Raw genomic sequence first — 19,827 nt, 5'->3', positions numbered from 1 at the left:
CCCCCGACCGGCGTCGCCCACCCTGGGGATGACGAGGTTCCCCTCGTACTCCATCGGCAGTAGGACCCAATGAGTGCTCAGGGACGACGACGGGAAGACCTGGACACGGCAGGGTGTTGGTCATGAAAGCCGACCTATCGCCGCGCCGGGCCGAGCGCCCCCGCCTGACGCAGAGGAGCAGCCGATGAGCGCCCTCGCGTTGTCCGTCCTGCTCTCCCTCGTCTCCGCGGTCGCCTACGCGGGCGGGGCGATCGTGCAGGAGCGGGTGGCGGAGTCCTCGCCGGGCGAGGAGTACGCGCCGCTGCGCCGGCCGGGCTGGTGGGCGGCGGTGGCGCTCAACGGCCTCGGCGGTCTGCTGCACGTGGTGGCGCTGGCCTACGGCCCCCTCAGCCTGGTGCAGCCGCTCGGCGCGCTGACCATCGTGGTGGCCCTGCCGATGGCCGCGCTGTTCGTCGGCCGCAAGGCGGGCGCCACGGCCTGGCGGGGCGCGATCATGGCGACGGTGGGGCTCGCCGGTCTGCTGTCCCTGGTCGCCGCGTCCGACGCGCAGTCGCTGAACACGGCCGAGCGGGCGGCTGTCGCCCTCGTGACCGCGGGTGTGGTGGTGGCGCTGATGATCGCCGCGCGTGCCGCGCACCGGCACCCGGCGGTCCGCAGCACGCTGCTGGCGACGGCCTCGGGCATCGCGTTCGGCATGTCCTCGGTGTTCACCAAGACCGTCGCGGTCGACTGGACCGGCGGGGTGTCGGCGGCGGACGTGCCGTCCCTCGCCGTGATCGGTGTCCTGGCCACGGCCGGCATGCTGCTGTCGCAGGCCGCCTACCGGGGCGCCGGCCTCGCGGCGCCGCTCGCGACGCTGACGGTCGTGAACCCGGTGGTGGCGGCCGCGGTCGGCATCACGATGTTCGGCGAAACCTTCCGCTACGGCACGACGGGCACGGTGCTCGCCCTGGGCTGCGGTGTGGTGGCGGCGGGCGGACTGATCCTCCTGACGACGGAGCGGCTGACGCAGCCCCACCCGGAGGGCGAGGGCGCCGGGCTGGAGATCGCGGGGACCGGGCCGGCCCCCGTGGACACGGGCCTCGGGGCGACGGGCTCCGTCACGGCGGGCTCCCTCACGGCGGGCCCCGTCACAGCGGGCCCCCTCACGGCGGCCCTGCCGAGCGTGCGGGCCGAGGCCGAGGCCGAGGTCGTGGCCGGTGGTGCGCCGCTGCTCGTCGAGCAGGTCCGGGTACCCGGCCCGGGGACCGCGCCCGGGCCGGACGTCGCGTACGAGAGCGGGGAGCCGTCGGTGTCCGCCGACGACCGACGCCCGCTCTCCTACGTGCCCTTCTACGGCATCCCGTACGTCCCGATGCCCACGGTGGGCCGGCACCGCACGCGCGTCAGATCCTGACGCCGCCGGCCCTCAGGTACGCCACCGGGTCGACGTCCGTACCGAAACCGGGCCCCGTCCGCACCTCGAAGTGCAGATGCGGGCCCGAGCTGTTGCCGGTGGAGCCGGAGCGGCCGATGCGCTGCCCGGCGCTCACCGTCTGCCCGTCCCGCACGGAGATCGCCGACAGGTGGGCGTACTGGCTGTAGCGGCCGTCGCCGTGCCGGATCACGACCTGGTAGCCGAACGAGCCGCCCCACCCCGCGGTGACCACCGTGCCGCCCGCGACCGACTTGACGGACGTGCCCGTGGGCACGGGGAAGTCGACGCCGGTGTGGTAGCCCTGCGACCAGGCGGAACCCGCCTTGCGGTAGGGCGTGCCCAGGGAGGCGCTGACGGGCGCGACCAGGCCCTGCCGGGTGGCCGTCGACCGTGCGGCCCGCTCCTCCTTCTGGTCCTTCGCCCGTTCCCTGGCGTGCTCCTCGGCGCGGTCCGGGGACGGCTTCTTCGTCGACGGCTTCTTCGCGGACGGCTCGGCCGACGGAGACGGCTTGTGGGCGGGACGCGTCTTCGTCGTGCCCTCGCCGCTCAGCGCGAGCCGCTGGCCGGGCACGATCAGATCGGGGTCGCTCCCTATGGTCGAGCGGTTGGCGGTGTACAGGCCGCGCCAGCCGCCCCGGACCTGCTCGTCCGCCGCGATGCCGGAGAGGGTGTCGCCGCGCACCACGGTGTACATCTCGGCGCTGCCCGCCCGGGACTGCGGTGTGGACTGCGGCCGGACGTCCTCGATGGACGTCCTCTTCCGGTCCTTCTGCCCGTCCTTCTTCCGGTCCTTCTCGCTGTCCCTTTCCCCGGTCGCCTTCTCGCTCTTCCGCGCGTCGTTCTGCTTCGTGCCCGCGGCGGCGGGCCGGATGTCGGGCTCGCCCCCGCCCCGGGTCAGTCCGGCCCGGACCGAGCAGACCGGCCAGGCGCCCGGGCCCTGCCCGTCGAGCACCTTCTCCGCGACGGCGATCTGCTGGTCCTTGGAGGCCAGGTCCGCGCGGGCCGCGTAGGCCCGGCCGCCGTACGCCTCCCAGGTGGACTGGGTGAACTGCAGCCCGCCGTAGAAGCCGTTGCCGGTGTTGATGTTCCAGTTGCTGCTGGACTCACAGGCGGCGACCTTGTTCCAGGTGCCCACGTCCGCCGCCTGCGCCGTGCCGGCGCCCATGAACGGGAGCGCCATGCCCGCGCCGCCCGCGGTGACGGTGAGTGAGGCGCGGTTGATCCTGTTCGGCTGATACCGGCGGTGCCGGCCGCGTACGGCCATCGATTGCCCCCCTAGACATGCGTCAGGAGGGGCAAAAGTAAGCGTTGCGAACCGGCCAGGACAAGGCGGCTATCGGCCGCCCGGATGCCCAAATGGCCGGTATGAGGCCCCTGTTGCGCGACGTGCGCCACGGCGGTGCACCGTGTACGCCACGCGGTGCCCGGGTGCGCCGTGCGCGGGGACGCGTACATCGGCTGAGTGCCGCGTGGCTCCTGTGCGTATCTGCCTGCACGACGTCGTACGACCCGCGCGTGCGCACGGACCAGCGGCACGTCAGGATGGTCGACGGGGGCACGCCGGTGGGCAGCACCGGCAGCACCAGTACCGAAGTCTTTAGGAGCGAACCGAATGAGCAGTTCAGCGCAGATCGGCGTCACGGGTCTGGCGGTCATGGGCCGCAACCTCGCCCGCAACTTCGCCCGCAACGGCTACACGGTGGCGGTGCACAACCGGACGCCCGCGCGCACCCGCGCCCTTGTCGAGGAGTTCGGGGGCGAGGGCCAGTTCGTCGCGTGCGAGTCCGCGAAGGACTTCGTCGCGGCGCTGGAGCGGCCGCGGCGGCTGGTCGTGATGGTGAAGGCGGGTGAGCCGACGGACGCGGTGATCCGGGAGTTCGCGCCGCTGCTGGAGCCCGGCGACATGATCATCGACGGTGGCAACGCGCACTTCGCGGACACCCGGCGCCGGGAGCGCGAGTTGCGCGAGCAGGGCATCCACTTCGTCGGCATGGGCGTCTCCGGCGGTGAGGAGGGCGCGCTGAACGGCCCGAGCATCATGCCGGGCGGCCCGAAGGAGTCGTACGACTCGCTGGGCCCGATGCTGGAGAAGATCTCGGCCAAGGCGGCCGACGGTTCGCCGTGTGTGTCCCACGTCGGTCCGGACGGTGCCGGGCACTTCGTGAAGATGGTGCACAACGGCATCGAGTACGCGGACATGCAGCTCATCGGCGAGGCGTACCAGTTGCTGCGGGACGTCGCCGGGTACTCCCCCGCCGAGATCGCGGAGATCTTCCGCACCTGGAACCAGGGGCGTCTCGACTCGTATCTGATCGAGATCACGGCCGAGGTGCTGTCGCACGTGGACGCGGAGACGGGCAAGCCGTTCGTGGACGTGGTGGTGGACCAGGCCGAGCAGAAGGGCACCGGCCGCTGGACCGTGCAGATCGCGCTGGACCTGGGCGTGCCGGTGTCGGGGATCGCCGAGGCGGTCTTCGCGCGCTCGCTGTCCGGGCACGCGGCGCTGCGTGAGGCCTCGCGCGGACTGGCCGGCCCGACGGCGAAGCCGATGGGCGAGGCGGAGGCCCGGGCCTTCGCCGACCGGGTGGAGCAGGCGCTGTACGCGTCGAAGATCGTGTCCTACACGCAGGGCTTCCACGAGATCGACGCGGCCCGCGACGAGTACGGCTGGGACATCGACCTGGGTGCCGTCTCCGCGCTGTGGCGGGGCGGCTGCATCATCCGCGCGGCGTTCCTGGACCGGATCCGCTCCGCCTACGACACCCGGCCGGACCTGCCGAGCCTGCTGTCGGACGCGACGTTCGCGCAGGAGATCGCGGACGCGCAGGACGACTGGCGCGAGGTGCTGGTCGCCGCGACCCGGCAGGGCGTGCCGACGCCCGGCTTCGCCGCGGCCCTCGCCTACTACGACGCCCTGCGCGCGGAGCGGCTGCCGGCGGCGCTGACGCAGGGGCAGCGGGACTACTTCGGTGCGCACACGTACCGGAGGGTGGACCGTGACGGGTCGTTCCACACGCTGTGGGGCCAGGACCGGTCGGAGGTCTCCGCGTAGCCGCGGGAGGACCGTGCGAAACGGGGCGGTGGACGGCCGGGTGCCGTCCACCGCCCCGTTCTCGTGCCCGGGCTCAGGACAGCGGTGGTCCCGGCTCCGGGTTCGGTACGGGTTCCGGTCCCGGAGGGATCGGGGAGGGGTTCGGGCCCGGCACGGGGTCGGGGCCGGGCGGGGTCGGACCCGGCGGGGTCGGTCCCGGTGGCGGCGGGGTCGGTCCCGGTGGCGGCGGGGTCGGTCCCGGTGGCGGGGTGGGGGCCGGCGGAGGCGGGGTCGGCTCCGGGCCCGGCGGGGGCTGCGGATTCGGCACCGGATCCGGGTGCGGCTCCGGGTGCTGGGGATCCGGGCCCGGTGTCGGTGCCGGCGGCACGGGGTCGGGATACGGGTTCGTCATGAGGTCCTCCAGCCAGTCGCTCGACTCCGGCTCTGGACTACTCCCCCGCCTACCCGTCACCTGCTGCGGCAGTCACCCCCCGGCAGGACGGGAAGGGGGCCAGGTGGGGGTAGCGGGGACGGGGTGTCCCCACCGCCCCCGTCCGTCCCCGCAGCCCCCGTCGGCGGGTGCGGTGCGGCGTCAGAAACGGCCGGGGTGGGCCCGCAGCCATTCCTTCGCCGCGGTCAGCACGTCCTCGCCCGCCGGCGGTGCCTCGTCGGGGTGGCGTTCGGCCCACCTGGCGACGTACGGACACAGCGGGGCCACCGCGCTGTCCTCGCGGGCCGCGATGGCGTAGAGCTCGCGTGCCAGCGACCCCGCGATGCCCTTGCCCTCGTGGGCCGGCTCGACGATCGTGTGGACGGGCACGAGCGCGCGCTCGGGGCCGTCGAGCACGAAGTACTCGATGCGCCCGACGACTTCGCCGCCGGCCACCGCCTCCAGACGGCCCGCCGCCCGGTCGTCGCGAATCTCCGGGTCGCTCATGGACACGCTCCTGCTCCTCCGTATCGGTCAGGCCCCTACGGCCTGCGGGCTGCGCTGCTGGTCCGACCCGGGCACCGGCTCGGACGGGTCGGCGCCGAGGGACACGATCCGGTTGTCGCCGTCCACGTGCACGACCCGGGGGGTGAGTGCCCGCGCCTCGGCGTCCGTCACCTGGGCGTAGCTGATGAGGATCACCAGGTCGCCGGGGTGGACGAGATGGGCCGCGGCCCCGTTGATCCCGATCACGCCGGAACCGCGCTCGCCCTCGATGACGTACGTCTCCAGACGGGCGCCGTTGGTGATGTCCACGATGTGCACGAGCTCACCGGGCAGCAGGTCGGCGGCGTCGAGCAGATCGGCGTCGATGGTGACCGATCCCACGTAGTGCAGGTCGGCCTGGGTGACGGTGGCACGGTGGATCTTGGACTTGAACAGAGTACGCAGCACTTTGGACTCCTGGAGGACGGCTCCCTGCCAGCTTTCTGCAGGTCAAGGGCGGTATCACTCTACAACTGGCACGCGCCTGACTCGAAGATTGTGAGGAACATCGCTTCTCTCCGGTAAGCAGGCTCCTGCCTGGGCTTCAGCGCGAACACGGCTGTTGTGGCTCGTCGAAGGTGCACCTACTCGAACGGTCTTCGCGGAACTTGCCAGGATCGATGCTGACGAAACGCTGACCTACCTGACGGCATATCAGGAGATTTGGGGGTGCCATCGGGTCACTGCTCAAGGGGCCGCGCCCTTCGTTCCTCGACGAGCCGCGCCGCCCGGACGAGACGGACTTCTGCACCGCCGGTACAGAGGACCGCTACCCGGATGCGTTCGGGCTGCTACCCATGACCGGCGGCTCCGCCCGCCTCACGGAGCGGCCCGCCGCCCTCCCGTACCAGACCCTCGCCCTCGGCCTCGGCCACGATACGAACACCAACGCCCTCCTGGAGAAGACTGCCTTCAACCTCCGCACCTGAGACGGGTCGTGGCACCGAACCGCGCGACGTCGTGCCCGCCAGTACTGTCGGTGGCGCGTCCTATGATGCGGAGATGGTGGGGCGCGACGCAGCAGAGCAGGTGGCCAGCCCGTACGCGACCGGCGGCGGTGGCACGGTCTTGGAGCACGACTTCGGTGCCGTCCTGCTAGCGCACCTCCTCCTCGGCGATCCCGTACCGGCACTGGGTGATGACGTGACGCCGGTGTCCGTACGCTTCCAGGACAGCAGTTTCAGCCCCGTGGACGACCTGATCGTCGTTGGGGACACGGCCGACGGAGCACAGCGGCGGTTGTCGATCGGTGTGCGCCGGGCCCCGGCATTCACGACCAGCGACGACTCCACGGCGGACCTGCTCGTGTCCTACCTGCGGATCGTCACGGATCACTGGCCCGAGGCCGGCGCGGGGCATTGGCGGCTGGCGCTCGCTGTGGCCAGCACCAGTCCTGCCGTACGGCAGGTGCATGAGCTGGCCGTGATCGCACGGGGGCAGCCCGACGAGGAGTCGTTCCGCGCGGTAGTGAAGCAGCCGGGACGCACGACTGAAGCGATTCGCAGGCGGCTGAGCCATCTGGACGCGTTGATCGCTCAGGCAGCCAGCAGTCCGAAGGTGAGTACTGAAAGGCCTGCCGCCGAGCTGACCTGGCGATTCCTGCACGTGCTCTGGTTGTGGCAACTGAGGCTGGAGGGGGCCGACGAGTCCGACCGTACAGCGGCTGTGGCCCGCCTGCGGAGCGTCGTCCCCGATGCCTCTGTGGAGGGTTCCGCCACCCTGTTCGAAGCTCTGGGGAGACTGTCCCGGAGTTACGCCCCGACAGCGGCCACCGTCACCGAGAGCATGCTCCGGAGGCAGCTCTCTGGGGCTGCGGTCGTTGACCGCTCCTCGTCCTACGCCCCGGCGTGGCGTGCTCTCGACGCCCTGTCGGAGACGGCCGAGAACCTCCTCCGGTTCCGGCTGACCGGTGTCGGCGAGAACCTCGAGTTGGAGCGCACCGAAGCCGGAAATGCTCTGGCCGCCGAAGCGAGGGCGGTAGCCTCGCGGGCGACCGCGCTGGTCGTCCACGGGGAGCCCGACGCCGGCAAGTCGGCTTTGGCCCTGCGTACCGCTGGGCGGCTGCGAGTCGATGGAGTCGCGGTCACCGTGCTGAACCTGCGGGAGATCCCCGCAACGCTTGCGGAATTCGAGGCGCTGCTCGGCGCCCGCCTCGCCGCGGTGCTGGGTGCCTCTGCGGTGGGTAAGGGGCGTCTGCTGGTCGTCGACGGCGCGGAGTCGGTGCTGGAAGGACGTGCCCAGCTGCTCTCGGACCTCGCGCGGGCAGCCATGGCCGCCGGACTCGGCGTGGTGGCGGTCACCCGTGCCGACGGTTCGGGAGCCGCACGTGACGTGCTCGTTCAGGCTGCGGAGAGCGTGGCGCAGGACGGCGGAATCGTCGAGGATCTCGTCCGCGAGCACGAGGTCCCCCGGCTGACTCCAGCCGAGACCACGCGGCTCGTCGAGGTCTTTCCGCAGCTGCGGCAGTGGGCCGGTGACGAGCGGACGCGGTGGTTGCTGGGCAGACCTGGTCTGGTGGACATGCTGTTGCGCGCGGGCCCGGGCGTGGCGGCCCCTCAGGGAGCGGCGTCGGAGGCCGACCTGTTCGCCGCCGTCTGGCGCAACCTTGTACGCCGCGGAGAGATGATGACGGCGGGAGGCCCCTCCCCCGACGCTCGCGACCAGTCTCTCCAGGCACTGGCCAGACGCCAACTACTTCCCCGCGAAACCGCCGTGCCACCGGACCCGGCCGCCTTGCCCTCCCTGCGCTCCGACGGTCTGCTGGCGCCGCTCGGCGTGACCAGCGCCTGGAGCCCGTCTGATCGGTTCGCCAGCGATCTCGTGCGAGACATGGCGGTGGTGCGGCTGCTCGTCACGGACGGCTTCGCTCTCCTCTCAACCGCCGACGCGCCGCGCTGGGCGCTGCGTGCCGCACGGATCGCGTGCCAGGCCCATCTACTCGGCGCCGATGACGTCGAACGGTCGCTCGCCCACCTGCGCACCGTCTTCGACGGGATCGCGTCCGACCACGGCGAGCGGTGGTCGGACGTGCCGTGGGAGGCAGTGCTCACCCTCGGTGCCGCCGGAAAGGTACTCGGCCGTGTATGGCCCGCGCTGCAGATGGACCAGCAAGCCGGCTTGCGCACGGTAATCCGGCTGGCCATGCAGCGTTACGCGACCCATGGCGTCGGCGACCCGCTGATACTCGCGCCCCTGGTCGAGCTGGCCTTCTGCCACCCACACGACACCGGCTCCGACAGCGACTCACGGACCGCCCACGACGTGGGCCGCAGAGTCCGCGAACTGGTGCTGGCGTGGCTGTATGGACTAGTGCAGGCCGAGACAAGCGAGCCAGTCCCGATCCGGCAGGCGCTGCGGGACCGCGTGCTCGCATCCGATCCGGAGCACTCGGACGAATTCGCAGTGGAAGCCCTGGCGATGCTCGGCACCGACCTCGACAGGCGCGCCGAGGCGTTCCTCAGGGGAATCGCCGACGACGACGGTGCGCGTCTCGAGCCCGCCGTGGAGAGCTTCTGGGCCGCGACGGAGATGGCCAGGCATCAGCCGGATCTGCTGCTGGCCCTGGCCGAGTCCTACTACATCGAACAGCACGACCCTGAGGAGGACAGATACGGCTGGTCCCACTCGTACCCGTTCGACGACGGCATCCGACATCACCGCGCCCGAGGAAGCATCACCGAACAGATGGCGGGGTGGTATCGGGGGCCCTTCTGGCCGCTCCTGAAGGCGCACACCCTCCCTGCACTGGCTCTGATCAACCGGATGCTCGACCACGCTGCGGCCGTCCGGGTCGGGGTGCACGGCGACGATGTCCGAGCACCCGCTGACGAGCCGACCGGAGCAGAACTGGATCTGCCGGGGGTGGGAGTTCGGCCCTGCGTCGGGGATGAACACGTCTGGGCCTGGTACCGGGGAGGGTCGATCGGCCCGTACCCGTGCGTGAGCGCGCTGCTCGCGGTCGAGCGCCTCGCGGACCAACTCGTGGCCGTCGTCGGCATCTCTCCCGCCCAGGTCGTGGAGCTTTTGTTGCGCGACTGCAACAACTTGGCCATGCCCGGTCTGGCCGTCGGATTCCTGGTGCGCCATCTGGAGCAGGCCGGCGATCTACTGATCCCCTGGATGCGGGATCCGAACGTGTGGCAGCTGGAGTTCGTGCGAGTCGCCGGTGAAGGAGTACTGCACGTACAAGGCCCGGACGAGACCGATCTCGTGGGGCGGTCCCGTCGCCGAAGCAGCCCGCGCGATGTCGCCGCCGAACTCACTATGCGCGCGGTCCTCTCGGGGGACCAGGGCCGGGTGGACGAGCTCGCGGCCACCGGAGAGGAACTCGTCCGCCGCGCGGAGGAAATGGTCGCCGACTCCCAGGACGACTCGGAGGCCGACCACTTCCTCGCCTCGGTGCAGGTCTGGGCAGCGACGTTCAGGCCGGAGAACTTCCGCCTGGAAACCGCCGGATCCGGCAACTTGACCGTGCAGTACCAGCATCCCGAGCCGCTGGCGACTCGCATGCGGCCCGACACCGAGATGCTCGACCGGGCCGGCCGGGCCCTGCGCCTGCAGAACACCTACGCCGGATCCGACGGTCGCACCGCCCCTCCCGACACGCTTCTGGCCGACATAGCCGAGGCGCGGTCCTTGGGCGACGACACACCCAGTCTTCCTGTCGACCGGCTTGACGCGATCGCCGCCGTCGCCGCCACCGCTGCCGTCGCACAGGCTCGCGGACGGCTCCGGGTTCCGGTCGACGACCTGCGATGGGCGACGACCGTCCTGATCGAGGCGATCACCGAACCGAGCCGTACCGGGTACGCCGCCTCCTCCTACTACTCGATGGGGGCCGACCGGTCCGCGGCGACCGGCCTGGCGGCGCTCCTAGCGGTGACCTCCGACGACGCCGTCCTCGACCGGCAGGCGATCATCGACGTCTTGACCCGCTGCAGCACGAACCACTTCGACGAGGTGCGCATGGCGTTCGCCCGGGCTCTCGAATACGTCTGGGCCGCGCCATGCGACACCGACCGACAGCCGGGCCCGTGCCGCCGCCAGGTGGCGCTAGACGCCGTGGAGGCGGGACTGCGGGACTGTCGACTGGGCGACTGGGACCCGAAGACCGGCACACGGGAGCGTCCCCGGCTCGACGGCCCCTACGAGCGAACGCTGCCCGAGGTCGATACGGAACAGCTGTACCTGATCTCGCTGATCCCCCCGCTCGTGGCCGCCGGCGCGGCATCCCTCAGCGACAGTTGTGTGGCGGATCGGGCGAACAGACTCACCGAAACCCTGCTCGCCGCCCACGCCCGCGCCACCGACCACTGGGCCAAGGAGGGGTACGAGAACCGGCACAGCAAGCGAAGCGCGCGCGTCATTGTCGACCTAGCGGTCAGTGGCAACACCGAGCCGCTCAAAGCACACGCACAGCACTTCGCCGCTAACAGCCGCGCCCTGCACCAGTTCCTCCGCGACCTCGCCGTACTCTTCACCTACGACGACGGCCTGCGCCCGTCCCTCCCTGCCGTCTGGCCCGTCGTCATGGAGGCCGCCCTCGACGCCATCGGCGACGGCACCGGGCTACGCACCAGCCATCACTGGGACGGCCTCGCGCTGGGGTCGCTCCTGCCCGCGCCCGAAATCGACATAAGTGACACCGACATCGACGCGACCCTGGCTCGCGCCCGGCAGGACTGGCTCCATCCCGACATCCTCACCAGCCTCCTGGACCGCTGGACAGTATTCGCCCGTCAGGAACCGAAGGCCCTCGACGCACTCGCACAACTCGGCAAGTGCGCCCCGCTCACATGGCAGAGGGACACGGGACTCCGCCTGGCGGAGCGACTGATGGACGGCAACCATCGCATCGCCGCGAGCAGGTGCTGGTACCTCCCCGACTGGCTCCGGACGCTTCACTCACGTGATGCCATGACACCGGACCAGATCGCACGGTGGCGACGCCTCGTCGACGGGTTGGCGTCCGCGGGTGACCATCGGGCGGCCGACCTGCAGCGTATGGAGGAATGACCCCGCCGCGGGGCCACCGGGGTGCGGGGGCAGCCGGCCTTGTGTTCGCCCAGGACCGGCTCCGGCGCCAGGGAGCACGTTCCGGCGAGGTGATGGGGCTCTTTGAAATCGGCCACCCCATACTCGGCCCACCCCACACATGCTCAGTGGATCTCCCCACCTGTAGCCGCACCCAAGACTTGAAACCTGTACCTAGGTACAGGTTTACCGTTGAAGGTGCCGCCGCCCTCGGGGGCGTGATGACGGGAGTGAGTGCGATGAGTGATCTGGCGTGGGTGCCCCAGTCCTGCACGCTGCCCACCGAGGAGCGGTCCTTGCGGGTCGCGGAGTGGGATGCGCTGTTGTCCCAGCGGCTGACGTCGCTGTCCCGGCCGCAGCCGCTCCGGCTGCGCCTAGACCTGGGGCGTTGAGGAGCGGGTCCGTGCCCTGGTGGAGCGTGAGAGCGGCCGCTGCTCGTTCTTCACCTTCACCGCCACCCCGGGCGAGGACTTGATCTCTCTGGACATTTCAGTAGACCCGGCGCGCGAGGCGGTCCTGGACGCCCTGGCGGCGCGGACCGCTGCCTCGCAGGAGTCTCCCTGAGCTCGGGCCTGCGCAGCGGGCAGGTCGCCGAGGCGGCCGGGGTGAACGTGCAGACGCTGCGCTACTACGAGCGGCGCGGCCTGCTGGCCGAGCCGGAACGAAGCATGGCGGTCACCGCCTGTGCGGCGAGGAGGCGGTGACCGCGCTGGGGGTGATCAAGGCGGCCCAGCGGCTCGGGTTCACGCTGGAGGAGGTCGCCGAGCTGCTGGAGGCTGGCCGCCACCGCCACGGCTGCCCCGTGGCGGGGCTCCAGGAACGTGCTGCGGCCAAGCTCGCCGAGGTCGACGCGAAGATCGCCGACCTGGCCACCATCCGCACCGCCCTGGTCGCCGCCGTCGAGGCGGGCTGCGACGACCTGACCGTGTGCGCGTTCAGCGCCTGCTCTCCCATCCCCTTCACCGAGTTCGCCGAGGAGAACTGCCATGCCGGACTTTGCTGCTGCCCACCGCCCCCACCGCGCCCCGAAGGCGCTCGGGGGCCTGGCCGCCTTCGCGTGTGTGGCGCCATGACTTCAGCGGTCCACAGATCTTGACTATTGCTCCGACCGTCCACACAGCGCACAGGCCACGGCAGTCCCCACGCAGGTCTTCCCGGCGCGGAAGTCACTGCCAACGAACATCTCCGGAGAGCCCGGCACGCAGTCATAGAACTTGCTCATGAACGCGTGCGCCTGCTGCTCAGCGCTCTTGGCCGTGGCCTTGTCGGGCAGAGCGTCGGAGAAATGGGCCTGGATCAGCGTGTGTTGCCAGCGATTGGCTTCCCCGATGTGCCGGGTGAGGCGTTCCCATGGAGCGCTGCTGTACCCGATCTTGATGCGGGGTGTGTGTCCTGCGATCTCCAGGACGTAGAGCCGGTGTTCACGGGACCCGTGCTCGCGAAGGAAGTCATTGGCGGTGGCGCGGGCGCGGTCCTGGATGCGCAGGGCAAGAACGGGCAGCGGCCCGCTGCCGGCCTCCTGCATGAGCCGTCGGGCCAGGCTGCGGGGCTTCTTGATGATGACGCTCCGCTGCGACGGTGGAGGAGGGGGGATCGGTGCCAGCATGCAGAGATTGTCGCCCAACGACCCTGCGCGGTAGGCGGGTTCGCCGGAACTGCATGCAAAAGAACCTACTCGTCACCTGTAGAGGCCCGCCTAGTCGTCGTTCGGCAGGTACCACCCGTGCTCGCGATGCCTGGGCTCTGGTGGGTTCGGGTTCTCGCGGGCATAGGCCTCGTTTGCACGGCGAATCATCTCTGCGTCGTAGCGGTGCAGCTCGTCGTACAGTTTATCCGCTTCGTTGACATCCCCAGCGGATACGTAACGCTCTCGCAGCGCCTCGCGTTCGTCTGCGAGTTCCGCGTCGGACAGCGGGCGGAGGCTACCGAGGCCACGCGCGATGGAGTTGAAGATGCCCATGCGTTGATGTTGTCACGCTGGGGGTTACCGCCGCGCTGTTGTCCGCCAATACCGCCTCGAAGGTGCGCGAAAACGCCCGGCTCGCGGCTGCTGAGATCACCCCGTCGAAAGGTCCCATCCACAGCTCTTGGCTGTTGCTCCGCGAGCACCAGGGCTGGATCTGGATCGGCGCTGGCGTCATCGCGCTGGGCTTGTATGGGGTGGCGGCCACTTTCCAGTCCGACGACAACTCTGGGCGTATCCTCGCCGTGTACGGCGGGATCTTCGTGGCCGGGTCGATCGCCTGGGGGCATGGTCGCCGATGGCTACCGGCCCGACCGCTGGGACGTGATCGGCGCCCTGGTGTGCCTCGCGGGGATGGCCGTGATCATGCACGCGACCCGTAGCCACTGACCGACCTCGTCCACCGTTTGTCAGCACCCAGCAGGGATGACCTGATCTCCGCTCTGGTGTTCCTCAGTGTCGGGCTCTCCATGCTCGTTGCCACTCCCCACTCTGTTGAACCCCTGACCGAGCGGGGCGACGAGCAGCCCTGGCCGTCTTCAAGAATTCCCATCAGAGGTGCTGATCCGCCTCTATCTCCCACACGGGGCACCTTCAAGTTCGCGGCTTCCTCCCGGTGTCAAAGGTTGGCATGGCTGGAGGCCACAGTCGGCCTCCGGTCACCGAATCGGGACTCGGACGCCGCCGTCATCAATAGAGGATGCGGTAGCGCACGATCCGCGAGGCTGCGACTTCGCAGGACATCAGCCGCAACGATGTCGCCCAGCACCTCGTACGACCGCAGGGGCCTCCAAGCCCGGAAAGAGCGCTGTCGGCTCCTGAAGGCTTGCTCGACCTCACGCCCATGGGACGGGCTCGGTCTCACCGACCCACCTGTTGGTCCTGGAGAGGTCCTGGTAGGAGCCTCGGTAGCCGATCGAGCGGAGCACCAGCAGCGCGAGGTAGTGGCGGGTCAGGAGCCAGGTGTCGGTGACCAGTCCTTTGACCCCGTAGACGGGCTCTTGTGTGTCCTTGGGATGCACGAGACGGTTACGGACTCGGGTGACGACGTCGGCGCCGTCCGCCGGCCGAGTGCCGTCTACCCGCTGTCTGGCCGCATAGGCAGCGGCTGCCGGCAGACGGTCTGCGCGCACCCTCAGATCGACCCCGGACTCCGTCAGGACCATACGCAGTTTGTCATGAGCCGACCGTGCGCGGGATGTGTACTCGGCTTCCGTGAGCCGCCCGCTGAGCACGAGTTCCTGCCACATCACATGCTCCAGTCCCGCAGCTCCGCTCATGATCCGCTGCTCGACGAACCCTCGATCGACTATGGCAGTGATCGCGTACTGCATCTGCAGGCGAAGCGCCTGCCCCTTGCCGGGATCGCGGAAGGTGGGCAGGAGGCAGGCCAGCAGATCTGCCAAGGACTTCTGGTCTTCGGGGTACCACCAGCCGGAGCTGATGCGGCGCGCCGGGTCGCAGAGCATCGGGCCCCACTGGCCCCACACCGTATGCTCCTGGTCGTTCAGGCCGACGGGCAGGGCGGGGGCGACCCACCGGCCGAGCGCGAAGGACAGTCCGACGTGCAGCGCACTGAGAACCGGAGTGACCTCGGCGGCCGTGAACGTGGCTCCGTCCAGCCGACGGATCTCCATCACGTGAGTCATGACGTAGACGTCGGCCTGGCGCACATCAGAGAAGACGGCCTTGTGATCGGGGCGGACGTCGAGCGTGATCCTCCACCCGTCCGCCTCATACACACTGCGTCCGGCCGACACCAGTCGCGGCGTCCCATCAGCAGCATGAGCCCCGAGGTGGGCTGATCCACGCCATCGGGGCAGATTGAACCAGTGGGCAACAACACGGTCGAGCGGGGCGGTGGGGTCTCCGTAGGAAGTGCCGTTGGACCAGCCGCTCACAGCGTCTCTGGCGGACACCGGCAGTTCGATACCAGGGTTGAGCAGACTCAGCTCAGTCCTGTCCATAGAGGTGGGGTCATAGTCTTCGGTACGCAACCGCCAAGAGATCCCGGGCTTCGGGGAGCAGTCGTACTGGACAACCCCGGGCACCTCAGCCCCGGCCGGTCCAATGGGTCCGTCGTAGAGGGTGATCGGCTCCCCTGGCGCATTGAAGGGGTACACCGGCGCCAGGGGGTCCTCAGCCTTGAGCTCAGTTGACGAAGCAGACATGTGCCGCACTCTAGAGGGCTTGCGTCCTGGGAAGTGGTGTACGGGCTCCCACCTGATCCGGGCGTTTGGCCCGGCGTCGGAGTGAGTGTCCGGATCAGGTCGAACCCGTACACCACTTTCCAGGACGCAACCGGTGGACGTCCCCGCTCCTCCGTCTCCGAGGCGGCAGCGGGCAACTTTTCAGATCCAACCTCGGCACCGCCCCGACTCGATATCGTGTCGCTCCAGTCGGCTGGAGGGGGCTCAGATGAAGTACGGAGATGCGGACTACATGGCTGCCCGGGACGCCATGGTGACGATTCTGAAGGGGTGAGCCCGAGAGGGCCGGACCAACACCTACAAGGCGCTGAGCGAGGCCGTGGCACCGGAGCACCGGGTGCACTACCACGGCCGGATGATGTCGCTTCTACTGGCAGACGTCTGCCGCCGGGACAGCACCGGTCCCGAGCCGATGCTGTCAGCGCTGGTAGTCAATGGATCCAGCCGGAAGCCTTCCGACCAATTCTTCGAGCTGGCTGTTACCGAGTTCCACCGTCGGGACCCGGACTGGGCCTGGGAGTGGGAGCGGGATGCAGTGTTTGACCGTTACCGCACCCCGGTTTCGCCGTGATGACCGCCTCTCAGGCGTTCTCGTCATGGATCCGCGCACCCAGATCCTCCGCCCACTCCAGCGCCCACGCCTTGAGTTCTTCGATCTGCCGGGAGGTGAGCCCGTACGCGGTGTAGTCCTCATCCTCGTACCAGTCCGCGCCGATGAGCCGGTCCCGGAGGTCTTCGAGGCTGAACTCGTCGTGGGCGCGACGGCGGCCCAGGGATTCGAGGTCGGCGGTAGACCGGTCGCGGGAGGCTGCCTGGACGTCGATGAGGTCGCGGACGGTGCCGCGGTCGGCGAGGGCACGGACCTTGGTGCCGATCACGTCATCGAGGGAAAGAACGGGGCCATAGGGGGTCTGGGCAGGCGGAGCCCAGAACGCCTCCTTGAGGACGTCGACCTCGCACTCCTCTCCGGTGTCCGGATCGGTGACGAGGAACCGGCCACTGAGCGGATCAGTCTGGACGTGCATGGTCCGCCATCCGCGCGCGCTGAGGCCTGCTGTGAGTGAGGCGACGATCTCCTGCATCGGAGCGGGGTTCTCGGTGGCAACGTCGAGGTCACGGCTGAAGCGTTCGACCAGGCCGTGGGCCTGCACGGCGTATCCGCCAGTGAGGACCAGAGGGTAGGGGGAGCCGAGGTCGAGGATGTCGGCGAGGAGACGCTCGTGGAGCGGAGTGAGCTTCACGCGGCGGTCGGGTCAGCGAGAGCGGTGCGGAGCAGCTCGGGGAAGGCGTCCTCCCAGACCTCACGGATGTAGGGACTGATCAAGCGCCGCAGCACGGGCCACTGCTCGGTGAGCAGCCGGTGGTGCAGGAGAGCCACCAGGTCCTCACCCAGTCCTTCGGCTAGGACCGTCCGGTAGAGCGTCATACGGGACTTCGGACGGTCCAGGCTGTAGCTCGTCCTCCCGGACCAGACGATGTGGAGCGGCAGGTCCACGTTGCCCTCGACGGGGCCGGCCAGCTCCTGCAAGCGCTCGGGCAGTCGGCTGCGGTAGCGGTCTCGCAGCACCTCGGCACGGGGGGCTGTGATCGTCGTATCCATGCATCCAGTATCGCTGCTGGGAGGCGGCGGCATGGCGGATACGGGCCCCATGTCGTACGTGCGGGTCGGGCTCCACCCGCCCTTCCCTCAGACATCTCACCCCGTGGAGGCCTAGCGCATCATGGCCTACCCGTGCAGCCCCCGGGTGGTGCGGCAACCGGCTACCTGCCGACCTAGGACCAGCCCCGGTTGTGGGCGCGGGTGATCGTGATGCAACAGGTCGCGCGGAGGGCCGCCGCGGTGGAGTGGACTGCGGCTTCGGTCTCGGCGTCGGGAATGACGACGGTGTCGAAGCCGAGGCCCATGACGTCAGCGCAGTGGACGAGAAGGACACCGGGGCGGGCGAGGTGGCGACAGCGGAGGGGGCAGGCGGCATCCATAAGGCACGCCGTTTCGGCCCCGAACGCAGCACATTCACTCAAGACCCATGCCGCGGACGAGCTGTCAAGGCACGCAGCGAACGTCTCAAGAGGGAGTCAGGCACCTGTGTCCAGGTCCCCCGTCATGGCGGCGGTCAGCAAGCTGGGATGCTCCCGCAGCCGATGCTGACCGTATGCTGACCCAAGCAGGGCTATCAAGCCTCTGACCTGCAAAAACACCCGCACCGTCCGGGGTCGTCCTCGCGGGCGCCCCTCGCACGGCCTCGATCAGCGTACGCGCAAGGCCCCCCGGGCTCTCGTGACGGTCGCCACAGCCGGGCGAGCGGTGTGTCCCGGGACGGGGTCCGGTCTTGTCGCCGGACCCCGAGCGGTGTTCCGTCACCGTCTGGACGGGGCGGGGCCTAGCGGACGAGCCTCCACTCCTGCGAGCCGTCGTCGGCCGCGTTCTGCAGGGTCAGCGGCGCTCCCGCCGACGCCCCGGTCAGGTAGAGGCTCGTGTTCTTGACGGCCTGGAGCCTGAAGTAGCCGTCGGACGTCCTGACGAGGTTCCAGCTGCCCGCCGGACTGTTGTCGACCCACTGGCCGATGCGCTGGCCGACCGTGGCGTTGCCCGTCCAGATGGCCGCCGCACGGCCGCCCGACCTGTTCAGCAGGGTCGTGCCGCCGTCCGGCTTGGTCACCACGTGCCATTGCTGGGTGTCCGGGTCGGCCGCCGCACCGGCGTCCTCCAGGACCACGTCCGGCGTGTCCCCGTTGCCGAGGTTCGCGTCGTTGGTCTTGTTGCCGGTGCCGATCACCTGGCCGGTCTTGCGGTTGACCAGCCGGTGGTAGGGGCCGGCGGAGTCGCCGAGGTCGACCTCGGCGTAGGCGATGGTGGACGTGCCCTGGTTGTTGAGGATCGCGACGCGGCCGGTGTCGTCGACGTACTGGAGGTTGCGGCTGTAGCCGGCCGGCGAGGTCGTCTGGTACTCGGTCCACACGCCGTCGCTGCGTCCGCTCTCGTTGACCCACACGCTGCCGCTGTTCGCCGCGTTGTAGACGAGACGCCCGTCGGGGAGCCGGATGAGGACCGGGCTGCCGCCGCCCGCGAGCGGGCGGGACCCGGCGACGACGGGGAGCGAGCCGACCGACATGCCGGTCTGGCTGCCGCGGAAGAACTTCAGCGGGTCGTCGGCGATGACGTACCGGGTGTTGGCCCCGCCGCCCCAGTACTCGAAGGTGAGCATCCACCTGCCGTCCGACGTGGGAACGACGTTGGTCATGCCCGGCCGGCCGCCGCCGATCTCGGTCTTGCCGCCGCCCATGTCCTGGACCGACCCGGAGACGTCGACGACGGGGTCGCTCCAGTCGGCGCTCCTGCCGTCCCAGGTCCGGTGCACGAGGATCTGGCCGTGCGAGTCGGTGGCCGTGTCGTCGGCGCGGTCCTCCTTCGGGACGCCGGTGGCCGGGTCGAAGCCGACGTAGTCGTTCTCGTCGGAGTAGTAGCAGACCAGCTTGCCCTTGTGGACCATCAGGTAGGGCTCCCACAGCGGGTCCACCTGGCGGTGCTCGTTGGCGGCGGCGACGTTCTTGCCGACCGCGCCCGCACTGCCCCCCTGCCAGCCGCCGGTCGCCACGACGTTCAGGACCTTCCAGCTCTTGCCCTGGTCGGTGCTGGCGTACAGGGCGATGGCGAGATCGCTGCGGTCGCCGTCGTTGGACGGGGTCCAGTCCGGGTCGGCCGCCTTGTGCTCCTTGTAGTAGGCGTCGTCACCGGAGACGACACTCGCCAGCAGCAGCGTGCCGGACTTCAGGGCGCCGACGCGCTGCGGGAGCACGTAGAGGTACGGGTTGGTCCAGTTGCTGGTGTACCGGTCGTACTCGGGATCCGCGGAGAGGTACGCCGGTGCCTTGACCTCGGACAGCGGCTGCCAGCTCGTCCCGTCGTCGTCACTCTTGTAGACCGGCAGGGTCTGCCCGTCGGCGCTGCCCGACTTCGCCACGACGGTGGACTTCTCGAACGACGCCACCAGCCGCCCGCCGGGCAGTTGGGCCGTCTTCGGGTAGACCGCGCAGTTGCCCCGCCCCTTCAGACACGCGTCACTGCCGAGCTGGTAGAGGATTCCACCGGTCGGGTTGTACGCCTGTGCGCCGGACGCGGGGACGGCCAGCAACGCGGCCGCCGCGCCGAAGGTTCCCAACGCTCTTCCCAGGGCTCTTCTCTGCACAACTCCTCCT

17 protein-coding genes and 1 pseudogene are annotated in these 19,827 nt (G+C 69.9%); 9 read left to right on the top strand and 9 right to left on the bottom strand.

Annotation, left to right across the window (positions count from 1 at the left end):
* Positions 1–184 precede the first annotated feature (184 nt).
* Positions 185–1,396, top strand: a complete 1,212-nt coding sequence (locus ABZ948_RS17185) for a DMT family transporter (protein WP_359760331.1) — start codon at positions 185–187, stop codon at positions 1,394–1,396.
* Here the strand turns inward: ABZ948_RS17185 and ABZ948_RS17180 are convergent.
* Positions 1,386–2,681: a transglycosylase family protein gene (locus tag ABZ948_RS17180; RefSeq protein ID WP_359760329.1), complete on the bottom strand. Its 1,296-nt coding sequence runs from the start codon at positions 2,679–2,681 to the stop codon at positions 1,386–1,388. The two genes, ABZ948_RS17185 and ABZ948_RS17180, sit on opposite strands and share 11 nt — an antisense overlap.
* Before the next feature lie 348 nt (positions 2,682–3,029).
* Here ABZ948_RS17180 and gnd point away from each other — a divergent pair, with 348 nt between their 5' ends.
* On the top strand, positions 3,030–4,469 hold the full coding sequence (gene gnd, locus ABZ948_RS17175) for an NADP-dependent phosphogluconate dehydrogenase (protein ID WP_359760327.1): 1,440 nt from the start codon (positions 3,030–3,032) through the stop codon (positions 4,467–4,469).
* 571 nt (positions 4,470–5,040) lie between these two features.
* Here gnd and ABZ948_RS17170 read toward each other — a convergent pair.
* Positions 5,041–5,385 carry a GNAT family N-acetyltransferase gene (locus ABZ948_RS17170; protein WP_359760325.1) on the bottom strand — a complete coding sequence of 115 codons (345 nt, stop codon included), beginning with the start codon at positions 5,383–5,385 and terminating at the stop codon, positions 5,041–5,043.
* Between the two features lie 27 nt (positions 5,386–5,412).
* The gene (gene panD, locus ABZ948_RS17165) at positions 5,413–5,832 is read right to left on the bottom strand and encodes an aspartate 1-decarboxylase (RefSeq protein ID WP_359760323.1); all 420 of its coding nucleotides are present in this window, start codon (positions 5,830–5,832) and stop codon (positions 5,413–5,415) included.
* Positions 5,833–6,221: 389 nt separating this feature from the next.
* On the opposite strand from panD, the gene ABZ948_RS17160 reads away from it, so the two are divergent.
* From ABZ948_RS17160 to ABZ948_RS17135, 6 genes are all read left to right on the top strand, one after another.
* On the top strand, positions 6,222–6,353 hold the full coding sequence (locus tag ABZ948_RS17160) for a hypothetical protein (RefSeq protein ID WP_359760321.1): 132 nt from the start codon (positions 6,222–6,224) through the stop codon (positions 6,351–6,353).
* A 73-nt stretch (positions 6,354–6,426) separates the two neighbouring features.
* Positions 6,427–11,439, top strand: a complete 5,013-nt coding sequence (locus ABZ948_RS17155) for a hypothetical protein (protein ID WP_359760320.1) — start codon at positions 6,427–6,429, stop codon at positions 11,437–11,439.
* 257 nt (positions 11,440–11,696) lie between these two features.
* On the top strand, positions 11,697–11,849 hold the full coding sequence (locus tag ABZ948_RS17150; RefSeq protein WP_359760318.1) for a hypothetical protein: 153 nt from the start codon (positions 11,697–11,699) through the stop codon (positions 11,847–11,849).
* A 19-nt stretch (positions 11,850–11,868) separates the two neighbouring features.
* Positions 11,869–12,021 (top strand): hypothetical protein, encoded by a 153-nt coding sequence (locus ABZ948_RS17145; RefSeq protein ID WP_359760316.1) that lies wholly within the window; start codon positions 11,869–11,871, stop codon positions 12,019–12,021.
* A 41-nt stretch (positions 12,022–12,062) separates the two neighbouring features.
* A complete protein-coding gene (locus tag ABZ948_RS17140) occupies positions 12,063–12,161 on the top strand; it encodes a MerR family DNA-binding transcriptional regulator (protein ID WP_359760314.1) in 99 nt (32 codons plus the stop codon).
* A complete protein-coding gene (locus ABZ948_RS17135) occupies positions 12,158–12,553 on the top strand; it encodes a MerR family DNA-binding protein (RefSeq protein WP_359760312.1) in 396 nt (131 codons plus the stop codon). The genes ABZ948_RS17140 and ABZ948_RS17135 overlap by 4 nt, the downstream gene beginning before the upstream one ends.
* Here ABZ948_RS17135 and ABZ948_RS17130 read toward each other — a convergent pair whose 3' ends face one another.
* Together ABZ948_RS17130 and ABZ948_RS17125 are read right to left on the bottom strand one after the other, a co-directional pair.
* Complete coding sequence (locus ABZ948_RS17130) at positions 12,554–13,063, bottom strand: hypothetical protein (RefSeq protein WP_359760310.1); 510 nt, start codon at positions 13,061–13,063, stop codon at positions 12,554–12,556.
* Between the two features lie 90 nt (positions 13,064–13,153).
* Positions 13,154–13,417 carry a hypothetical protein gene (locus ABZ948_RS17125; RefSeq protein WP_307080270.1) on the bottom strand — a complete coding sequence of 88 codons (264 nt, stop codon included), beginning with the start codon at positions 13,415–13,417 and terminating at the stop codon, positions 13,154–13,156.
* A gap of 95 nt (positions 13,418–13,512) precedes the next feature.
* On the opposite strand from ABZ948_RS17125, the pseudogene ABZ948_RS17120 reads away from it, so the two are divergent.
* Positions 13,513–13,810, top strand: a pseudogene (locus ABZ948_RS17120) (YnfA family protein).
* A 446-nt stretch (positions 13,811–14,256) separates the two neighbouring features.
* Here the strand turns inward: ABZ948_RS17120 and ABZ948_RS17115 are convergent.
* The 4 genes from ABZ948_RS17115 to ABZ948_RS17100 form a co-directional block, all read right to left on the bottom strand.
* Positions 14,257–15,591 (bottom strand): YopA family protein, encoded by a 1,335-nt coding sequence (locus tag ABZ948_RS17115; RefSeq protein ID WP_359760307.1) that lies wholly within the window; start codon positions 15,589–15,591, stop codon positions 14,257–14,259.
* 620 nt (positions 15,592–16,211) lie between these two features.
* Positions 16,212–16,871, bottom strand: coding sequence for a nucleotidyl transferase AbiEii/AbiGii toxin family protein (locus ABZ948_RS17110; RefSeq protein WP_359760305.1), 660 nt, complete (start codon positions 16,869–16,871; stop codon positions 16,212–16,214).
* Positions 16,868–17,230 (bottom strand): hypothetical protein, encoded by a 363-nt coding sequence (locus ABZ948_RS17105; protein ID WP_359760303.1) that lies wholly within the window; start codon positions 17,228–17,230, stop codon positions 16,868–16,870. The genes ABZ948_RS17110 and ABZ948_RS17105 overlap by 4 nt, the downstream gene beginning before the upstream one ends.
* A gap of 781 nt (positions 17,231–18,011) precedes the next feature.
* Positions 18,012–19,790, bottom strand: coding sequence for an RICIN domain-containing protein (locus tag ABZ948_RS17100; protein WP_359760301.1), 1,779 nt, complete (start codon positions 19,788–19,790; stop codon positions 18,012–18,014).
* Positions 19,791–19,827: the final 37 nt, after the last annotated feature.

The organism is Streptomyces olindensis, from assembly GCF_040645895.1.
Lineage (GTDB): Bacteria > Actinomycetota > Actinomycetes > Streptomycetales > Streptomycetaceae > Streptomyces > Streptomyces olindensis.
Note: the sequence above shows the minus strand (reverse complement) of the source record. Positions and strands in the feature narration are given on the sequence as shown.

Bases quoted from the DNA above. Each gene is read 5' to 3' on its own strand.
- ABZ948_RS17125 (WP_307080270.1), bottom strand. From the start codon at position 13,417: ATGGGCATCTTCAACTCCATCGCGCGTGGCCTCGGTAGCCTCCGCCCG.
- ABZ948_RS17155 (WP_359760320.1), top strand. From the start codon at position 6,427: ATGGTGGGGCGCGACGCAGCAGAGCAGGTGGCCAGCCCGTACGCGACC.
- ABZ948_RS17130 (WP_359760310.1), bottom strand. From the start codon at position 13,063: ATGCTGGCACCGATCCCCCCTCCTCCACCGTCGCAGCGGAGCGTCATC.
- ABZ948_RS17180 (WP_359760329.1), bottom strand. From the start codon at position 2,681: ATGGCCGTACGCGGCCGGCACCGCCGGTATCAGCCGAACAGGATCAAC.
- gnd (WP_359760327.1), top strand. From the start codon at position 3,030: ATGAGCAGTTCAGCGCAGATCGGCGTCACGGGTCTGGCGGTCATGGGC.
- ABZ948_RS17150 (WP_359760318.1), top strand. From the start codon at position 11,697: ATGAGTGATCTGGCGTGGGTGCCCCAGTCCTGCACGCTGCCCACCGAG.
- ABZ948_RS17115 (WP_359760307.1), bottom strand. From the start codon at position 15,591: ATGTCTGCTTCGTCAACTGAGCTCAAGGCTGAGGACCCCCTGGCGCCG.
- ABZ948_RS17170 (WP_359760325.1), bottom strand. From the start codon at position 5,385: ATGAGCGACCCGGAGATTCGCGACGACCGGGCGGCGGGCCGTCTGGAG.
- ABZ948_RS17105 (WP_359760303.1), bottom strand. From the start codon at position 17,230: ATGGATACGACGATCACAGCCCCCCGTGCCGAGGTGCTGCGAGACCGC.
- ABZ948_RS17185 (WP_359760331.1), top strand. From the start codon at position 185: ATGAGCGCCCTCGCGTTGTCCGTCCTGCTCTCCCTCGTCTCCGCGGTC.
- ABZ948_RS17160 (WP_359760321.1), top strand. From the start codon at position 6,222: ATGACCGGCGGCTCCGCCCGCCTCACGGAGCGGCCCGCCGCCCTCCCG.